Source organism: Sneathiella limimaris (assembly GCF_012932565.1).
Taxonomy (GTDB): domain Bacteria; phylum Pseudomonadota; class Alphaproteobacteria; order Sneathiellales; family Sneathiellaceae; genus Sneathiella; species Sneathiella limimaris.
Genome location: NZ_JABBYJ010000001.1, coordinates 2449144 through 2467827 on the forward strand (window position 1 = coordinate 2449144; position 18684 = coordinate 2467827).

14 protein-coding genes and 1 tRNA gene are annotated in these 18684 nt (G+C 45.6%); 7 read left to right on the top strand and 8 right to left on the bottom strand.

Features of this window, described 5'->3' with window-relative positions; translation table 11 throughout:
- Positions 1-194 precede the first annotated feature (194 nt).
- Positions 195-965 (top strand): DUF502 domain-containing protein, encoded by a 771-nt coding sequence (locus tag HH301_RS11880; RefSeq protein WP_169569116.1) that lies wholly within the window; start codon positions 195-197, stop codon positions 963-965.
- Here the strand turns inward: HH301_RS11880 and recG are convergent.
- The gene (gene recG / locus HH301_RS11885; RefSeq protein WP_169569117.1) at positions 943-3036 is read right to left on the bottom strand and encodes an ATP-dependent DNA helicase RecG; all 2094 of its coding nucleotides are present in this window, start codon (positions 3034-3036) and stop codon (positions 943-945) included. The two genes, HH301_RS11880 and recG, sit on opposite strands and share 23 nt — an antisense overlap.
- Before the next feature lie 152 nt (positions 3037-3188).
- On the opposite strand from recG, the gene HH301_RS11890 reads away from it, so the two are divergent.
- Complete coding sequence (locus HH301_RS11890) at positions 3189-3488, top strand: succinate dehydrogenase assembly factor 2 (RefSeq protein WP_169569118.1); 300 nt, start codon at positions 3189-3191, stop codon at positions 3486-3488.
- Positions 3478-6984: a transcription-repair coupling factor gene (gene mfd, locus HH301_RS11895; RefSeq protein WP_169569119.1), complete on the top strand. Its 3507-nt coding sequence runs from the start codon at positions 3478-3480 to the stop codon at positions 6982-6984. Before HH301_RS11890 ends, mfd begins: the two co-directional genes overlap by 11 nt.
- On the opposite strand, the gene HH301_RS11900 is transcribed toward mfd, so the two are convergent.
- Both HH301_RS11900 and HH301_RS11905 read right to left on the bottom strand, forming a co-directional pair.
- Positions 6981-7631 carry a DsbA family oxidoreductase gene (locus HH301_RS11900; protein WP_169569120.1) on the bottom strand — a complete coding sequence of 217 codons (651 nt, stop codon included), beginning with the start codon at positions 7629-7631 and terminating at the stop codon, positions 6981-6983. The genes mfd and HH301_RS11900 overlap by 4 nt on opposite strands.
- A 64-nt stretch (positions 7632-7695) precedes the next feature.
- The gene (locus HH301_RS11905; RefSeq protein ID WP_169569121.1) at positions 7696-8991 is read right to left on the bottom strand and encodes a diguanylate cyclase domain-containing protein; all 1296 of its coding nucleotides are present in this window, start codon (positions 8989-8991) and stop codon (positions 7696-7698) included.
- A 169-nt stretch (positions 8992-9160) separates the two neighbouring features.
- Here HH301_RS11905 and HH301_RS11910 point away from each other — a divergent pair, with 169 nt between their 5' ends.
- On the top strand, positions 9161-9925 hold the full coding sequence (locus HH301_RS11910) for an SDR family NAD(P)-dependent oxidoreductase (RefSeq protein WP_169569122.1): 765 nt from the start codon (positions 9161-9163) through the stop codon (positions 9923-9925).
- A gap of 36 nt (positions 9926-9961) precedes the next feature.
- On the opposite strand, the gene HH301_RS11915 is transcribed toward HH301_RS11910, so the two are convergent.
- Positions 9962-10174, bottom strand: coding sequence for a hypothetical protein (locus HH301_RS11915; protein ID WP_169569123.1), 213 nt, complete (start codon positions 10172-10174; stop codon positions 9962-9964).
- A 174-nt stretch (positions 10175-10348) separates the two neighbouring features.
- On the opposite strand from HH301_RS11915, the gene HH301_RS11920 reads away from it, so the two are divergent.
- Positions 10349-11602, top strand: coding sequence for a flavin-dependent oxidoreductase (locus tag HH301_RS11920; protein ID WP_169569124.1), 1254 nt, complete (start codon positions 10349-10351; stop codon positions 11600-11602).
- Positions 11603-11647: 45 nt separating this feature from the next.
- On the opposite strand, the gene HH301_RS11925 is transcribed toward HH301_RS11920, so the two are convergent.
- The 4 genes from HH301_RS11925 to HH301_RS11940 all read right to left on the bottom strand — a co-directional run bounded on the left by HH301_RS11925 (position 11648) and on the right by HH301_RS11940 (position 16383).
- Positions 11648-12253, bottom strand: a complete 606-nt coding sequence (locus HH301_RS11925; protein ID WP_169569125.1) for an NADPH-dependent FMN reductase — start codon at positions 12251-12253, stop codon at positions 11648-11650.
- 81 nt (positions 12254-12334) lie between these two features.
- Positions 12335-13834: a flavin-containing monooxygenase gene (locus tag HH301_RS11930; protein ID WP_169569126.1), complete on the bottom strand. Its 1500-nt coding sequence runs from the start codon at positions 13832-13834 to the stop codon at positions 12335-12337.
- A gap of 142 nt (positions 13835-13976) precedes the next feature.
- Entirely contained in the window at positions 13977-16019 is a 2043-nt protein-coding gene (locus HH301_RS11935; protein WP_169569127.1) for a methyl-accepting chemotaxis protein, read from the bottom strand.
- Between the two features lie 274 nt (positions 16020-16293).
- Positions 16294-16383: transfer RNA gene (locus HH301_RS11940), tRNA-Ser, on the bottom strand.
- 239 nt (positions 16384-16622) lie between these two features.
- Between HH301_RS11940 and HH301_RS11945 the strand changes: the two genes are divergently transcribed.
- Together HH301_RS11945 and HH301_RS17790 are read left to right on the top strand one after the other, a co-directional pair.
- The gene (locus HH301_RS11945) at positions 16623-17606 is read left to right on the top strand and encodes a lytic murein transglycosylase (protein WP_169569128.1); all 984 of its coding nucleotides are present in this window, start codon (positions 16623-16625) and stop codon (positions 17604-17606) included.
- Between the two features lie 16 nt (positions 17607-17622).
- Positions 17623-18615: a septal ring lytic transglycosylase RlpA family protein gene (locus tag HH301_RS17790; RefSeq protein WP_169569129.1), complete on the top strand. Its 993-nt coding sequence runs from the start codon at positions 17623-17625 to the stop codon at positions 18613-18615.
- Positions 18616-18684: the final 69 nt, after the last annotated feature.

Genomic DNA, 18684 nt, shown 5'->3' on the forward strand with positions numbered 1-18684 from the left:
CTATTCGTACTCAGAAACAACTTGAAAAAACTAAATAAAATTCCTTGATAGAAAGGGTATAAGGCTTTTCAGTTAATTAATGGTTATTCTCATGTAAAAAATGATTTGCATGACGGACGGCTGTCTGGCTGATATGTTAAAATTTCCAGATCTGCCGTCAGGCAGGCTATTTAAGTCTATTCAAAAAATTGAGTATGAAAAAACAGTCTTCTAGCCAATCCTCGGAATCAGAAAATCAGGATCACCTGAAAGCACTGGTGGAACCAGCACCAAAAGTGGGGCTTCTCGCACGACTTAGAACCTATTTCCTGACAGGCATTGTGATCACCGCGCCGATCGGGATTACGGTGTATCTCACATATGTTTTTGTTGATTTTGTTGATGCCAATGTGACGCCGCTGATCCCGGCTCGCTATAATCCAGAAACCTATCTACCCTTCAGTGTGCCTGGCCTAGGATTATTTGTTGCTGTGCTGGTTTTAATTCTAATCGGGTTCTTCACAGCTAATTTCTTGGGGCGTTCCCTCCTTCATTTTGGGGAGAGAATTGTGAGTCGGATGCCGGTCATCCGGACGATCTATACTGCTCTAAAGCAAATAATAGAAACAGTTTTGGCTCAATCCAGTACGTCATTTCGGGATGTTGTTTTAATCGAATATCCCCGAAAAGGTCTTTGGGCGATTGCCTTTGTGACAAGTGAGGCAGAAGGCGAGATCGCTGATTTGGATGATGAAGCCATGATCAGTGTATTTTTGCCAACAACCCCGAACCCGACTTCCGGTTTTCTTTTGTTTGTTCCAAAGAAGGACCTTAAGTTCCTTCACATGTCGGTGGAAGAGGGGGTAAAACTGGTTATTTCTGCAGGCATGATCTGGCCCGAAGAAGGTGAGGCTGGAGCTCCTGAAAACAAAAAGATCCAAAAGCCTGCAGAGGAGGAAAAATCTAACCAGACTGCAGATACTTAATAGCGCTGTCCCGTTCAAATAAATAAAGCAAAGTTCGGATGGCGGAACCACGGCTTGTCGAAAGTTTAGGATCTTGCTGTAAAAAGGATCGGGCGTCATCACGGGCAATTTCCAGTAGACGTCCATGCAATTGTAAATCCGCTAACTTAAATTCAGGAAGTCCGCTTTGACGGGTGCCTAACAATTCTCCTGCACCCCTTAGCCTCAGGTCTTCTTCAGCAATTCGAAAGCCATCTTCGGTCTCTCGCATAATTTTTAATCGGGCTTTTTGTGTTTCACCCAGAGGGCCGGAGTAGATCAGCAAACAAGTACCTGCGAGCCCCCCACGCCCGACACGCCCTCTTAATTGATGTAATTGGGCAAGTCCGAACCGTTCGGAATGCTCGATGATCATGACGGTTGCCTCAGGAACATCAACCCCAACCTCAATCACTGTTGTCGCGACTAGGATTTGGATGTCACCATTCTTAAAGGCTTCCATTACGGCTTCTTTTTCGTCGCCCTTCATGCGGCCATGAACAAGGCCAACCTTTTCAGGATAGAGATGGGATAAATAGCGAAAGCGTTCCTCAGCTGCGGCCAGATCTGACACTTCACTTTCCTCGACAAGTGGGCAAACCCAATAAATTCGCTCGTTTACCTCCAATTTCCTCTGAAGTCCGGTTGCGAGGTCCTCGAGCCTTTCAACAGGTATGGCTCGAGTTTCAACTGGTTTTCTGCCCGGTGGTTTTTCTGCGATAATTGAAACGTCCATATCCCCATAGGCCGTAAGCGCCAAGGTTCTGGGAATTGGCGTTGCGGTCATTACGAGGACATCTACGCCCCCATGTTCTGGTTTTCCTTTGGCACTTAAAGAGAGACGTTGATGTACACCGAAGCGATGTTGTTCATCGATGATCGCTAAGCCAAGGTCCTGATAGACCACATCTTCTTGAAATAATGCGTGTGTCCCCACTAAAATATCAATCTCACCAGCTGAAAGGCGATCAAGGATTTCAGCTCTTTTCTTCCCTTTAATTCGTCCTGTGAGAAGTTCAATTTTTAACCCGGCTGCATCTGTAAAAGGTTTCAAGGAATTGAGATGCTGGCGGGCTAAAATTTCTGTTGGTGCCATAAACGCTGCTTGTGCGCCAGATCCCACAGCTTTGCCAATTGCCATCAAGGCAACAGCTGTTTTTCCGCTTCCCACATCGCCCTGTACTAGGCGAAGCATGCGATATGGAGACTGCATATCCGCGAATATTTCGGACAAAGCACTATTTTGTGCATGGGTCAGCGTATAAGGTAAAGCCTGCTCCAATCGTTCGATGACATCAGCACCGCCTGTCAGGGAGCGCCCTTTCTTACGTTTCATGCTGTTTCTAACCAGCTCCAGTGCGATTTGATTTGAGAGCAGCTCATCATAGGCAAGGCGTTGTCGTTCGGGATCGTCTGGCTCCAGATCTGCATCTGTTTTCGGGTGATGAGATGCCTCTAATGCTTCCTTCCAGGACTTCCAACCTTCTCTGGTGACGAGATTTGGATCAATCCATTCAGGCAATTGGGGGATCAGTTTTTCAGCACTACTTATGATTTTCAGGAGAACATTGTTGCTGACACCGGCTGTCAAAGGATAGACGGCTTCTTCGGTATCAATGGAACCCGCATCGCCAAGAGCTAAAATGTGATCGGGATGCGTCATCTGATAACTGCCGGAATATTCTTCTAGTTTCCCTGAAATTAATCTCGGTTCGCCAATGGGTAATTGTCGTTTCAGGTAATCCTCTCGCCCGTTAAAGAAGGTTAAGGTCAGAGGGCGATCATTTACATCTACTGTTATTCTGTATGGAACCCGTCGATTTCGAGAAGGGTAATGTTGGCGGGCCGTTCCTGTTATAATGACTTGCTGGTCAAGGAACTGTTCGTCCAATTGTTCAATTCTAGTCCGTTTTGTCAGTCCGCTGGGCAAATGGAAAAGAAGGTCCATGACATGTTCGCCAGCAAGCTTTTCCAGCGCTATTTTCAAGCGAGCCCCAACACCCTTTAGGCTATCTGTTGGTTTAAAAAGAGGGAAAAGGATTTCTGGCCGCATGAATGAACCTGATTGAATTGCTTTAGTTTCAAGGCAGCTATCGCCTGTGTTGGAATTTTAGCTTAAAACAATAACATGATTTCCGTCCAGCTTCCTGCTGACAGGGCTGATCAAAAAGGCTATATGCAGGGGCAGCATCTGGAAAGGTTATTATGACTGATACTGAAGAAACAGCCATTCGTCGCAAGCGTCTGCTCCATCGTTCTCGATATACCGGGATGAAGGAAACGGATCTAATGCTGGGTCGTTTTGCAAATAAATACATCCAAAAATTCTCTGATGAAGAATTGGATATATATGAAAAATTGCTTCAGGCAGGGGATCCGAGCATTTATGCTTGGGCTGTCGGTCGTGAGGAGATTCCCGCGGAATATGACACCTCTGTTATGCAGAAATTGAAAAATTTTGCTATTTTTGAGCACGATCCCGCAAATCCGAACGATGACAATTGATCCGACGATTCAGCCGATTGTCGCGCGTCTAACTGATGCTGAGAAAGGCAATCTTGACCTCACCATAGAAGCCGTCCCAGAAGGCTATGACGCGTATATTCTAGGTAAATGTACCAAGGATGTTTCCTCAGATATCTTGTATATCTTACGCGAAGATGTCCGAATGGCTGCCACTGAGGAGGCTCTAAGGTTTTTTGATCCCTCACTGGATGTGATCAAACTCCCAGCGTGGGATTGCCTGCCTTATGATCGTGTGTCCCCGAATGCCGAAGTCGTCGCGCATCGGATGAATGCGCTGGCTGAAATTACCAAGCCCTGGAGCCGGCCACGTATTATTTTGACAACTGTGAACGCTCTATTGCAGCGTTTGCCCAGCCCTGAAACCGTTAAGGCAGCACATTTTGATGTGAAAAAAGGCGATAAGCTGGATTTGCAGGAATTGACTGAATTCCTTGTAGCCAACGGCTTTTCCCGCATCGGGACTGTTATGGAGCCAGGTGAATTCGCTATCCGTGGCGGCTTGATTGATATATTTCCTCCTGGCGAGGATATGCCAGTTCGTTTAGATCTCTTTGGTGATCAGGTTGATGGTATTCGTAAGTTTGACCCAATTTCACAGCGCTCGCAGGAGCGTATTGAAAAGGTTGAGTTTATTGCAGCAACAGAGTTTCTGCTGAATGAAGATGCAGTTAGTCGGTTTCGGAGTGGTTATCGGGAACTGTTTGGCGCTACCAGTCGGGATGACGCCCTATATGAAGCGGTAACCGAGAAGAGAAAAATTACCGGTATGGAGCATTGGCTCCCGCTATTTCATGAAGAGATGGCGACCTTGCTCGACTTTCTTCCCAATTCTCTGGTTTTCTTTGATCACTTATTTGAGGAAAGTCTGGAAGCCCGGTTAGACACGGTAGCAGATTATTACGATGCTCGTGTAACCGCATTGAAAAGCGGTGATGCTGACTATAAACCATTACCCCCAGAGCATCTTTATCTGGATAAAGAAGAATTTCAGAGGCGGATCTCCACCAGGGCAACATGCCATTTCAGTCCTTATCGGTCCGGATCAATGGCAGAGGGAATTATGGACGCCCATGGGCATGAGGGACGGGATTTTGCGCCTGAACGGAATCGGCCTGATGCCAACGTTTATGAATTCCTGAAAGAACATATCAAATCCCAAAGGGACGCCAAAAGGGCGGTTATTCTCAGTCATTTTACCAAAGGCTCTCGTGACCGGAACAAGACCGTTCTTGCTGATCATGGGGTTCAAAATCTAAAAGAAATCGAAAACTTCAAAGATTTAGGGGCTAAACCTGACCCAACAGCGGTTTATCTGTCTGTATTTGGTCTAGAAAAAGGCTTTGAGACCCCAAATTTTGTAGTGATTGGGGAACAGGATGTTCTGGGCGATCGCCTTGTACGCCCACGGAAATCCTCCCGCAAGAACGATAATTTTATTGCTGAGGCCTCACAGTTAAATGCTGGTGATTACGTTGTTCATGTTGATCATGGAATTGCGCAATATGAAGGCCTTAAAACCATCGATATTTCCGGTGCGCCTCATGATTGTGTGACGCTCCTATATGATGGTGGCGACAAGATTTACCTGCCTGTTGAAAATATCGAAATGCTCTCGCGATATGGCGGTGCAGATAGTCAGGCGACGCTGGATCGACTAGGGGGTTCCGGCTGGCAAGCGCGGAAAGCCAAGCTGAAGAAAAAGGTCATGGAAATGGCCGATCAGTTGATCAAGATTGCCGCAGCGAGAATGCTTCGAAAAGGCGATCGAATTTTACCTCCTGTGGGTGCCTATTCAGAATTTTGTGCAGGCTTCCCGTTTGAGGAAACAGATGACCAGTTAAAAGCCATTGATGATGTGATGAATGATCTCTCATCTGGCAAACCGATGGATCGGTTGGTTTGCGGTGATGTTGGGTTTGGCAAAACAGAAGTCGCATTAAGAGCGGCCTTCGTTGCTGCTATGGCTGGAAAGCAGGTGGCTGTTGTGACCCCAACAACCCTGCTATCGCGGCAGCATTATAAAACATTTGCCCAGCGCTTTAGCGGTTTACCGGTCAATGTGGTGCAACTCTCCAGAATGGTGACCACTAAAGAAGCCAATCAATCAAAAGCAGGCCTCGCTAATGGTCAGGTTGATATCGTTGTAGGAACTCATGCGCTTCTTGGTAAATCTGTAAATTTCAAGAACCTGGGTCTTGTTATCGTGGATGAGGAACAGCATTTTGGTGTTGCGCATAAAGAGCGCCTGAAGGAAATGCGGGCGGATCTTCATGTTCTCACATTAACTGCGACTCCAATCCCTAGAACCTTGCAACTGGCCATGACTGGTATTCGTGATCTCTCTATCATTGCAACGCCGCCAGTAGATCGCCTTGCCATTAGAACTTTTGTTCTCCCATTCGATCCCGTTGTAATTCGGGAAGCTCTTCTTCGTGAACATTATAGAGGAGGGCAGAGTTTCTTTGTATGTCCACGCTTGAGTGATCTGACTGAAGTCGGGAAATACCTGAGCGAACATATTCCTGAAGTTAAGTTTGTGACGGCACATGGCCAGATGCCGGCCAAAGAACTTGATGACGTCATGAACGCATTTTATGACGGCCGGTATGATGTGTTGGTAGCGACGAATATTGTGGAATCCGGTCTGGATATCCCGAGCGCCAATACATTGGTGACTTACCGGGCGGATATGTTTGGCCTGGCGCAGCTTTATCAGATTAGGGGACGAATTGGCCGTTCTAAAACGCGCGCATATGCCTATTTGACTTTGCCGCCGCGCAAAAAACCGACAGAAGCCGCCGAAAAAAGGCTTAGAGTCTTGCAGTCCCTAGACACACTTGGTGCCGGCTTTACGCTCGCTAGCCATGATCTGGATATCCGCGGAGCTGGGAACCTGCTGGGTGATGAGCAATCTGGTCATGTAAAAGAGGTTGGCTTTGAGCTCTATCAGGAAATGCTCGAGGAAGCTGTCGCCAATGCCCGTCAATCTGGAATGGATGGGGGCGAAGAAGTTGAGGAGAAATGGTCACCAACCATCAATATTGGGACGTCAGTTCTTATTCCTGAAGATTATGTGGCTGATTTGAGTGTTCGGATGGATCTTTACAGGCGAATTGCTATTCAAGAAACTGCGGAAGAAATTGATGCCTTTGCTGTTGAATTGGTGGATCGATTTGGGAAACTACCAGAAGAGGTTGAGCATCTGCTTGAGGTAATGACGATCAAACAATATTGCCGACAGGCAAACATTGAGAAGATTGATGCTGGGGCGAAAGGTGCGGTCCTGACGTTCCGCAATAACAGCTTTGATAATCCTGCCGGTCTGGTTGCCTATATCTCAAAGCAGCCCGGTTCGGCGAAACTGCGGGCAGACCATAAAATGGTCTATACACGTAGTTGGGCCCATCCAGAGGACCGGCTTCGCGGTGTTAGGGATTTGGTTCGGGATTTATCTAAGATTGCCGTATCGGATTAGGGAGTAGGGGACGTTGAGCCTGCTTCCTGTTCGATCCGGTCGATGACTTGAAGAAAAATGTCACTGTCCTGCGCACCGGAGAGCGCATATTTTTCATCAACAATAAAGAATGGCACGCCGCTGACACCCATTTGCCGTGCTCTTTGATCTTCTGCCGCGACCAGTTCCATATCTCGATCGCTAGCTAGCAGATCAGCCACAATTTCTGCGTCCATACCAGCTTCTTTTGCAGCGTCCACCAACACAGAAGTATCACCCAAATCCTTGCCTTCAATGAAGAAGTTACGGAATAAAATTTCAACGACTTCGTCCTGAACACCAGCAGTCCCTGCCCATTTGATCAGGCGATGGGAATTCAATGTATTAGGAGAGCGTTTGATTTTGCCAAATTCCAGATCCAAACCGACATTTTTTGCCGCGGCAGCAACATTTTCATAAAGCTCTTTTGCCCGCTCTTCACTTCCAAATTTTTGGGCAATAAACTTTTTCCGATCAGCTCCTTCCTTCGGCATGTCAGGATGGAGTTGGAACGGGTGCCAATAGACTTCGAAGTCTAAGTCGGGCCGAGCTTCCATAGCTTTTTCAAGCTTGCGTTTCCCGATAAGGCACCATGGACATACAGTATCTGAAATTATATCTATTCTCATAATTCAGAAGATATGTAACGCCAGCTCCAATAGCAAGTCATATTTGGAATAATCGTTCCAATAATCAACACTCCATGTTGAAAGGTGACGTTATCGCTCGTTCAAATAATTCGTTGAGATTATCATTGTCCTGAAGTTCCGTAAGCCCGAGATTGATATCGGCAAGAACGGGATCTGCAATGGCGGCAACCGCGAATTGGGTGTTACGGGTAACACCGTAAACACGGCTTAGCGCAATAAAGGCGTCTTTACGGGAGGTGCCGGGCAGGGCAATCAGGAAGCAGTTACTGCTATATCGACCTGCGAAGTCCTCACCGCGGATTAGAAAGCCCAGAATATTGCCCATTTGACGCAAGATCTGATCGCCTGCTGGATATCCATGCTCAGCGTTTATTGTGTTCAGGTTGGACAGTGTAACTGCGGCAACAGAGAGATGCTTTCCAAGTTTCTGATGATCTTCAATCATCTGTTTCATGTGAGCCTGCACAAATCCATGAGAATAGAGACCTGTCAGCCCATCAGTCACGGGAAGTGGTCTGGAGGATTTAAAGAGCTTCTGCATGGAGAAGCGATAATTGGATTGATCAATCAAAAGATTGGTTCGGGCAAAAAGGGAAGCAAGTTCCTCAGGATACATGACGATATCTGACGCGCCATGGATATAGGATGCTTCCCGATTGTTTTTGTTTTCCAGTACAAAAACGATTGGAAGGTTATAGAGCCGACTATCCCCTCGAATATCCATGCAGAGCCGAAAATGGACATCACCTTGACCAGCCCCCAGAAATACAGCGGCGTCAAAAACTCCGCTACGAAGTTCTTCAACCACAATATCAGGCGTTGGACAGAGTCTGACTTTGGCCTGACGGTTCAAATGAAGCATGATGTCGCCGACAACAGTACTGTGATTGCCGACAAGCAAAATAGACTTTTTAGCTTCTTCAGGTGACGGTTCATTAAAGTCATCCTCTGTAAAGCCATATTGAGAAGTTGTGTCACGGCGCCTTTTAAATTCCTGCTTCATCGTTTGTAAGCGGATAAGTGAAAATGCCCGTGTTTTTAATTCAAGGTCACAAAAACTGAATGGCACGGATTGAATTTCGGAACTGCGGTGATTGTTTCCAACGATCAATAGGGGAAAGTCATTTTCCAACATATAGTCCAACAATTCATCAACAGTTTTCAGATCTGTAGAGGATGATGAGATAATCGTTAGATCAAAATCCGACAAATCTTCCTTGATGGCAGAAACATCAAAGAGTCCTGTTTTGGTGAGGGCAACATTCTCATTTTTGAAGCAATTTCGAATGCGGTCTGCAGGTTCATCGGAGATAACGAGGATATTTGCTGTGACTGACATGTGACTTCCCAGTTTTTGTGTATCCTGCCAGATAAGCAAAAATTTATTAAAATACTCTTCTACTTTTGAGGTTATTTGCGGCATCAGCAATGGGGACTTGCTTTTGGGACCTTATATGGAAATGATGGCATCCAATTATCAATAATCATAATTGGGAGAAGAAATCGCAATGACCCCCACATTTCTTGAAGGCAAACATGCTTTAGTAACAGGTGCATCTTCTGGGCTTGGTTGGCAGTTCGCCTTAACTCTGGCACGGGCTGGTGCCAAAGTAACGATCGCAGCTCGCAGCACCGATAAACTTGAAGAATTAGCAAAAGAAATTGAAAGTTTTGATGGGCGCGCATTCCCTGTGAGAATGGATGTTTGCGACAATTTAAGTATTCAAGAAGCCGTTGCCGCCGCAGAAACAGAATTGGGACCTGTGAATATCCTGGTAAACAATTCTGGCGTTAGCGCTCTTAGTCCTTCTGAAAGCATTAGTGAAGAGGACTTTGACAAGGTCATGGATACGAACGCTAAGGGTGCCTTCTTTGTCGCCCAAGCGGTTGCACAAAGTATGATCAAGCATGGTCATGGCGGTAAAATCATTAATATCGCCTCAGTCGCTGCCAACCGTGTTCTTCGGCAAAACATTGCTTATTGTATGTCAAAGGCTGCAGTGCAGCATATGACTTTAGCTTTGGCTGATGAATGGGGACGGTATAAAATTCAGGTCAATGGGATTAATCCCGGGTATATTGTGACTGGTATTAACCGTGACTATTGGGAAAGTGAACCTGGTAAGAAGCTCATTCAAAAACTTCCTGGTCGACGAGTTGGTGATCCCGAACATTTAGATGGGGTTTTGCTGCTGCTTGCGGGTCCAGGTTCCGACTTCATGAACGGAAGTATGATTGAAGTGGATGATGGCTTAACGGCCAGAGGTTTTTAATTAAACTGAGTGATAAACCCTGCCTCTCTTCGAAGATTACTTTTCGGAGAGTTGGGCAGGCCGTAAATTGAGGGCCACGACAGCTGACTTGGCTTCTTCATCTTCCATATTATTTAAGGAAGAAAGAAGCATAGCTGCACCTGTAACACCTTCTTTATGGGCGACAAGGTTGCTGTGACCAGCATTGAGGGCTTCCAGAACAGTTTCGAAGTAACACTCTTCGACCATGTCTTTGATGGCGGGATCCATTTAACACTCATACATAAGAGCTAACGTGCAGGTTGATGGTGTAGACATATTTCGTAAATTTTTTATGACCGGTTGAAATATCTGTTTAAAGTTGCGGAAAATGTTGAATTAAGCTTGTGTGATGTATCGCAAATTTATATAGTTACAAATAAAACTAATTTGGGAGTATTGGCATTGACTAAGCCTGTTGGAATTGTAGCTGGGGGTGGACTAGTTGGTCTGACACTAGCATTAGCCTTACATCAAAAAGGATTTAAAGTTACGGTTTATGAGGCTGTGCCTAAAATTATGCCACTTGGTGTGGGTATAAACCTTTTACCACACTCAGTTAAAAGTCTCGCTAAACTCGGCCTTCTAGAAGAATTGAGATCTGTTGCAATTGAAACTTCTTCTCTTGCATACTATTCCGAAGATGGAAAGCAGATCTGGAAGGAGCCACGTGGTATTGCTGGTGGATATGATGTGCCGCAATTCTCTATCCATCGTGGTGACTTTCATATGATTCTTCTCAAAGCTGTTCGGGAGAGGCTTGGTGATGATGCTGTAAAAACAAATCACCGCTTGGAGAATTTTGTTCAGGATGAAAATGGAGTTACTGCCACTTTTACTGACTCAGAAGGTCAGGAAACAGTTGCGGAAGTAACCGCAGACTATTTAATTGGAGCGGACGGCATCAATTCCCGAATGCGTCGGATCTTATACCCAGATGAAGGTCCTCCTCATTATTCTGGCCAAATGTTGTGGCGGGGTGTTTCAGAGATAGACCCGTATCTTGATGGACGGTCCATGTTCATGGCTGGGCATAATGATCTCAAGCTCGTGGCCTATCCTATTCGTAAAGAGGCTGCGGATCGCGGCAAGTCTTATGTGAATTGGATTGCTGAAAGACGAATTCCATCTGATCTTGCTGAACGTCAAGGTGACTGGAACAAGGAAGGGTTGCTCGAAGAGTTTGCCTCTCACTTCAGTGACTGGGATCTAGGGTGGTTGGATATTCAGAATCTTTATGAGAACGCTATTAGTATCCATAAATTCCCGATGATTGATCGTAATCCAATCCCTAAATGGACGTTTGATCGGATTACTTTGATGGGGGACGCTGCTCACGCCATGTACCCCAATGGATCAAACGGTGTTTCTCAGGGTGTCTTGGATGCCATGACTTTTGCGGATTTGATGGAAGAGGGCGGTGACATTACCGACATCCTCCAGAAATATGAGGATGAAAGGCGGGAAGTGACGTCTCGTATTGTCCTGGCAAATCGGGAAACGGGCCCTGAAAAAGTCATGCAAATGGTTCATGAGCAATGCCCAGGGACTTGTGGAGAAGTTCACACCTGCATTGATCCAGATACGTTAGAGGAAGTTGCTACAGCCTATAAAAAACTGGCTGGATTTCATGCTGGTACACTGAATACTTCAAAGTAGGCGTGCTCGACAGGCAAATAGAGAATGGGCCAGACGGCCCCTTTTTTACATCCCATTTTTGTATGATTTCAAATCCTGACATTTTTCTCTGACGGGTCCCATTGCTTCCGCCATTTCAACAAGGAAAGTTAGAGAATAATGTAGCCTTTGAGTGAGGCTCTCGTCCAATTCAGTCGGCTCTGGACTGGTAAACAGGTCCTTCACGTTTCGAAAAATCATATGATCCGGCAGCCACATCAAAAAGTTATTCTTGGTGCCGCTCATGTGAAGCTCAGCAATTGGATAGGCCCCCCCCATTCCAGAACTAACGCCTATCAGCATTCCTGGTTTATGGGCAACTTCGCCCGCATCACACATCAAGAGAAAGTTCTTAAGATGTGCCGGTGCCATTCCAGCCCATTCAGGGCAGACCACAACAAAGCCATCGCAGTCTGCCAGCCGTTTCGAGATTGGTGCCCATTGTTCTGACATTTCACTGTCTTTATCCCATTTCTCTTCCTGCCAGAGTGGGACATTGAGTTCCCTTAAAGAAAAGAAGTCTGTTGAAAGATTAGGATAAAGGGCAGAGACCTGCTCTCTTGCATAGTGGCCAATCCGTTCGGATTGTGCCTCGTCTCGATTGCTGCCTGTGATAATGCCTATTTTGGTCATGTATGCGTGTCCTGAAATCTGGTCTTATCTATTGAGCTAAAGACTACAGATTTCAGGTGGAACTTAAAGAGATTGAGATCACTATTTATAAATTAATGTTCCGTCCTCTAAATCCGTTGCAGGGATCTGGTCTTTTTCTTGATAGTAATCCTGATTGAAGACCCAAGGTTGCCTGTCCCCTTGTTTTGGCATCAGATGCATATCCCGCATTAGATAACCAGCATTAAAGTTCTCTGGATCCACAAATGGTAACTCCGGCATGTCTTTGTCTTCAGGACGAAGCTCCGGCACCACCATTGAAGCACCCTTGTCTTTCATGTGATTAAGCAGCCGACAAACAAAGTCAGAGACCAGTTCAGAGCGCATTGTCCAACTTGTTCTCAAATATCCAAAGACCCAAGCCAGATTTGGCAGGCCGGAGAAAAGGATACCCCGATGCGCCCAACTGTCAGAGAAATGATATGCCTTACCATCAATTGTGAAGTCTATGTCGCCAAGAGCGCATAGATTGAATCCGGTTGCCGTGATAATCACATCAGCATCCAGGTGAGCGCCAGATTTGAGGTCTATACCCGTTTCTGTAAACTGTTCAATCTGATCCGTAACTACAGAAGCATCGCCCCTGCGGATTGCAAGAAAGAGGTCGCCATCAGGGATCAAGGCAAGCCGTTGCCGCCAGGGTCGGTAAGATGGTGTGAAATGAGGATCTAGGGGAATGTCGTCGCCAAGATATTGCCGCGCGGCTTTAAAAAGATCTTCTTTCAAACCTTCAGGCTCTTCAAACGACCGGCGTGTGACTTCCTTTTGCTCTTTTAAAATGGACTGGCGGGCAATCTCGTGGATCCACTCCTCAGGAATGTCCAGCTCTTTAAGCTTTTCAACAATATCTTCCCGGTTAGGTCGGGCAGCGAAATAGGTTGGGGAGCGTTGCAACATCGTGATGTGTTTGCATTTTCCTGCCATTGCGGGCACTAACGTCGCAGCCGTGGCGCCAGATCCAATCACAACTACATTTTTATCAGTGTAATCAAAATCTTCTGGCCAGGTTTGAGGATGAATGATTTTGCCTTTGAAGTTATCGGCTCCTGGAAAATCAGGTGTATAGCCTTCGGAATGGCGATAGTATCCCTGACACATCCAGAGAAAATTGCAGCTATAGGTTTTTACGCCTTCGTCCCCGACCTCAACAGTCAAAGTCCAGGTTTTCTGCTCTGTATCCCAGTTAGCTTCCAATACTTTCTGCTTAAACTGGATATGCCGGCGAATATCCTGCTCATCCACACAGTCATTTAAGTATTTTAGAATTTCACCTGCTGAGGCAATAGGCGCATTTGTCCATGGCTTCCATTTGTATCCAAAAGTAAAGAGGTCACTATCAGAGCGTATGCCGGGATATTTATGGGTATGCCAAGTCCCACCCAGATCATCCTGTGTCTCTAGAAGTGTGAAGCTTCGCTCTGGGCAGCTTTTCTGAAGATGATAAGCCGCGTTAATCCCGGAGATCCCGGCTCCTACAATTATGACGTCAAAATAGTCGGTAGCAGTCTCAGCAATTGGCTTGCTTGTTGTTGCAATATTCAATTTTTCCTCCCCGATCGCTCATGCGATTTCTTCCTTATGCTTCTAATCATAAACCAGAATAGGGTTCAGGCAAGCCCATATAAACGCAAAAAGGCTGCGGTTCCTAACGCAGCCTTTTATACAATTTAATTTAAGTGAGGGACTAGGCTGCCTTCACTTTTTCAAGGAATGAACGAATTTCGACTGCAAACTGGCTAGTCACGTTACTCATGACATCTGCAGTATTTTTCAGCATGCCAGACGTTGTCGTTCCTTTTTGGGCATCGACACGAATTTCCTGCACACTTTGTGACACTTCATTCGCACCACTTGCAGCTTGCTGAACATTCATTGAAATCTCACCAGTTGCAGCACTTTGCTCCTCAATAGCAGAGGAGATGCCGGTGGTGATGTTGCTGATTTCGTCGATAACCTTGGAAATCGTGGACATTGCGTTCACAACTTCCCCAGTTACGCCCTGCATATCTCTAATCTGGGCACTAATTTCTTCAGTCGCCTTGGCTGTCTGATTAGCGAGTGACTTAACTTCAGAAGCCACAACGGCAAAGCCCTTACCAGCTTCACCCGCTCTTGCTGCCTCGATGGTTGCATTGAGGGCGAGGAGGTTTGTCTGGTTGGCAATATCCTGAATAAGATCCACAACCGTTTCAATATTATGGCTGGCACCTGATAGATCTTCTGCAAACTGTGCCGCCTTGTTGGCGTCATCCACAGCAGTCGTCGTAACCTGGACTGATTTATTAATTTGGCTGCTGATTTCGCGAATTGAACTGCTAAGCTCTTCCGTTGCAGACGCGACGGAATTAACGTTAGAAGACATATTGTCAGAACGCGAACTCACCATTCCAGCCAAATTATCCGTATTTTCAGCCTGAGAAGACATTTGGTTAGCAGCAGAACTGAGTTCTGTCGTTGCACCGCTCAAGGTTTCCATATTTTGGTTTACCTTGGCATCAAATTCAGAAATGAGGTCTGCAATGATTTGGGCACGGCGTGCCTGCTCAGCCATTGCGGCCTGCTTCTGTTCCGTTTCTTTTCGCTCTCGCTCAATTTCTTCCTGCTGTTGACGTTCTTTCTCAAGGCGCGCTTGCTCACGTGCTTTCTCTGTTTCTTCAGCCAAGCGTTTATTTTCAAGAGCATTGTTCTTAAAAATGTTCATTGCATTGGCCATGGCGCCCATTTCATCAGATCTTTCAGTTGCTGGAATATCGATCGATAGATCACCTTCAGCAAGTTGGGACATTGAATTGGTCATTCGCCGAATAAGACCGGCCAGTCCTTGAGCAAGCAATATTGAGATACCCACCATGATCAGGGCGGATACCACTATTGCAGAAATAATAGTAGTTTTAATTGTTTGAGAGACGGCTGCATTTTCGCTTGAAGCTTTATCCACTAACCCTTGAAAATATTCAACAACTTCTGCGTTCGCTGTAAAAACCGCTTCCGCGTTTTGATCAAGTGTCTTAATGGACTCCTGAACAGTAAGCCAAGAAGCGGCAAACTGACTAAAGGTGTCCTGGTAAATCTTCATTTTATCGGAAATGAGTGACTTCTTCTCTGCTGAGATATCGCTGGCCTTCAGTTGGGCAAGAAATTCTTCATGTCGCTTCGGCATCCGCGCTACATATTTAGGGTCGGAGCGGAGCATAAAATCCTTCTCATGGCGGCGCATCATTAGCATCGTCACTGTTAGGCCGTCATTCTTTTCCTTTTTCAGCGCTTCCTCGACTTCATGCACAGCAGAACGAAGAGTACCTTGTAGGCCTAACTTTTCAGTAAAGCCCAGCTTTTGATAATCGGCATACAATTTATCGAAAGAGCCTTGATAAGTCGAAATACTCGACGCAAGCTGGTCTACCTTTTCGTTTCCTTCAGGTGAATTCGTACGATCCTTGAGCAAGGACAAGTCTTTAATCATTTCTTCCAGCGTTAGGTTATGCTTTTCCTTAAAGGTTTCTTCGCGCTCGCGGAGAAAATCCTTCTCATATCCAATAGCTTCAAGAATGTTGCGATTTACAGATTTGGTCAGATCTACATTCTCTCGTGATGCTAGATAGCGCGCAATAACATCCGTTGTTTTTGAACTGCCAAAAAAGAAGATACCTGCAATGATGGCAAGGCCTAATACAGTGACAACGACAGGAATGCAGAGCTGAACTTTAAAAGGAAATTTTGTAAACATTTCTATCTCTTGAAATAACGTTTGATCATTTCCACTTAAAGTATTCGAATATCCTTACCGTTAGGTTAATTGCTAATTAAGTATACTAATAACCAACAAAATAGTGTTGGGTTGTATTTGCCAGAATTTAAATCAACTCAATTGTTACACTTTTATGACAGTAATGTTACAGTAATGAATAGAATAGTGCTGTCGGAAAATACAGAAAAGTACAACAACTCTGAGACTGAGTGGCAATGTTTCTAGGGTTAATAGGACTTGATTTTAGGGGAAGTGGCGGAAGGTCGGGGATTCGAACCCCGGAAGGGCTTGCACCCTTGCTGGTTTTCAAGACCAGTGCATTCAACCGCTCTGCCAACCTTCCGCAATATAGAGGAGAAGAACTCCCTCGGGTCAGTGCCCGAACACAGAGGATCGTTTAAAGTTACAGGTTGATCCTGTCAATAGCTTTGTCGATAAATTTGGGTTTATTCGAAACAGTGAAAGCCATTTTTCTCCTTCTCGGATTGAAAACGCCGTATTTTCACAAATTCTTATCTGAGAGGCATTGCACCAACATCTTGGGTGTGGCAAAAAAGAAAGCGGAAGATACAGGTGAGGTGAATGATAAAAATCGCTCTAAATTTTAAATTGATCATGGTGCTGGGCGCCATTTTGATGTTGGTTTCCCCTTCAGTACATGCGAACCAGAAAGCGTTTGGATTATGGCTTGAGGACCTGAAAGCTGAAGCCTTGGATAAAGGGATCCGCAAAAGCATCGTTGATGAAGCCTTTGCCAACGTGAAATTCAAAGAGAAAATCATTTCCCTCGACCGTAAGCAACCTGAGGTCACGCAAACTTTTCAGCAATATATGGAAAAGCGTCTTCCTCAGTCGCTGATCAATGATGGTCGGGCACAATTGAAGAAGCACCGGCCTCTTTTGGAAGAGGTTGGCAGGAAATTTGGTGTTCAACCCAGATTCATAGTTGCTTTGTGGGGCGTTGAAACCCGGTTCGGAAAATATACGGGTGGTTTTAATGTGGTCGAAGCTTTGACAACCCTCGCTTATGACAATCGGCGTGCTGAGTATTTTCGTGGAGAGCTTTTCACGGCGCTGCAAATTCTCAACGAAGATCATATCTCAGTGAAGAATATGAAAGGTTCTTGGGCCGGTGCGATGGGGCAGGCTCAATTTATGCCTTCCAGCTTCATTAATTTCTCAGTTGATTATAATGGTGATGGTCGTCGGGATATCTGGACAACCAAAGCAGATGTTTTCGCATCAGCAGCCAACTATCTGGCCAGAAGCGGTTGGCGTGATGATCAAACCTGGGGGCGTGAAGTTAAGCTTCCAAAAGGTTTTGATAAAAATCTTATTGATCTCAAAGTCGAACACCCAATGCAATTTTGGCAGAATTTAGGTGTGCGCAAATTAGATGGAACCGATTTACCTTCACGTCAGTTGATGGGATCTTTGGTGCAGCCAAAAGGTGGGAATGGTCAGACTTTCCTCGTATACAATAACTACCGGACCATCTTAAAATGGAACCGATCAACTTACTTTGCCATGTCAGTTGGTCATTTAGCTGACAAGTTGGCATATTGATAAGGGAGAAAAACACATGGATCGACGTTTGAACTTCCCCCGGTTCAGAAAGCAGTCTGTGATTGTGTCTCTTTTGTTGGCCCTACCAATCCTCTCTGGATGTGCTGAGATGAATTTATTGGGTTATGCGGCTTCCAGCGTCAGTGATCCAAATGCCTCTGATAAGCAGATCGCTGCTATCAGATCGAATACAAAGGTGGGTAAGCCCTATAAAATTGATGGGATCTGGTATTACCCAAAAGTTCAGCCAAATTACAATGAAACTGGAATAGCTTCCTGGTACGGAGATCCGTTTCATGGTCGCAAAACGGCAAACGGGGAAACTTATGATATGAACCAGCTGACAGCTGCTCATAAGACATTGCCAATGCCGACAGATGTTCGTGTGACAAATCTTGAAAATGGTCGTTCGCTTGTTGTGACGATTAATGATCGGGGCCCATTTGTGCATGGCCGAATAATTGATTTATCGCGCCGCTCAGCTCAGTTACTTGGAATTATCCAGAAGGGGACGGCAAAGGTTCGTGTTGAAGCCTTGGGTGCCGAAGATTCCAACGTTCGCTATCTTGCAGAAGCCAATACTGCTCCTGAAGAAAGACAAGTTGCCGCAGCAGCACCTGAAAATGGTTCAGTTAAATCCACGTCTCTTGCACCCCCGAGTAATATTCAAACAGCACCCAAACCGGATGCCGCACAGAAAATTGAACCTGTTGATACTAAAATTGGTAAAGTTCAAACAGCTAAAGTGGAGCAGGTGGTAGAGCAACTTCCTGTACAGTCGACAGAAATTTATATTCAGGCTGGAGCATTTATCGACTTTAATAATGCGAATAAGTTGAGCGCTCGTTTATCTCCATTAGGACCGGCCAAGGTTTATCAGGTTCTTGTTAATGGCCAGGATTTTTACCGTGTGCGCCTTGGACCTGTATATGATGTTGAAGAGGCGGATCAGCTACTTGCGAAGTTGATTAATAATGGTCACACAGAAGCCAGAATTGTGATCGAATGATTTTTTAAAGGGAATTGATCAGGTTTGCCATAATTGAAGCAATTTTTAAACTTATGACAATCTGATCAC

Bases quoted from the DNA above. Each gene is read 5' to 3' on its own strand.
- HH301_RS11880 (WP_169569116.1), top strand. From the start codon at position 195: ATGAAAAAACAGTCTTCTAGCCAATCCTCGGAATCAGAAAATCAGGAT.
- recG (WP_169569117.1), bottom strand. From the start codon at position 3,036: ATGCGGCCAGAAATCCTTTTCCCTCTTTTTAAACCAACAGATAGCCTA.
- HH301_RS11890 (WP_169569118.1), top strand. From the start codon at position 3,189: ATGACTGATACTGAAGAAACAGCCATTCGTCGCAAGCGTCTGCTCCAT.
- mfd (WP_169569119.1), top strand. From the start codon at position 3,478: ATGACAATTGATCCGACGATTCAGCCGATTGTCGCGCGTCTAACTGAT.
- HH301_RS11900 (WP_169569120.1), bottom strand. From the start codon at position 7,631: ATGAGAATAGATATAATTTCAGATACTGTATGTCCATGGTGCCTTATC.
- HH301_RS11905 (WP_169569121.1), bottom strand. From the start codon at position 8,991: ATGTCAGTCACAGCAAATATCCTCGTTATCTCCGATGAACCTGCAGAC.
- HH301_RS11910 (WP_169569122.1), top strand. From the start codon at position 9,161: ATGACCCCCACATTTCTTGAAGGCAAACATGCTTTAGTAACAGGTGCA.
- HH301_RS11915 (WP_169569123.1), bottom strand. From the start codon at position 10,174: ATGGATCCCGCCATCAAAGACATGGTCGAAGAGTGTTACTTCGAAACT.
- HH301_RS11925 (WP_169569125.1), bottom strand. From the start codon at position 12,253: ATGACCAAAATAGGCATTATCACAGGCAGCAATCGAGACGAGGCACAA.
- HH301_RS11935 (WP_169569127.1), bottom strand. From the start codon at position 16,019: ATGTTTACAAAATTTCCTTTTAAAGTTCAGCTCTGCATTCCTGTCGTT.
- HH301_RS11945 (WP_169569128.1), top strand. From the start codon at position 16,623: ATGATAAAAATCGCTCTAAATTTTAAATTGATCATGGTGCTGGGCGCC.
- HH301_RS17790 (WP_169569129.1), top strand. From the start codon at position 17,623: ATGGATCGACGTTTGAACTTCCCCCGGTTCAGAAAGCAGTCTGTGATT.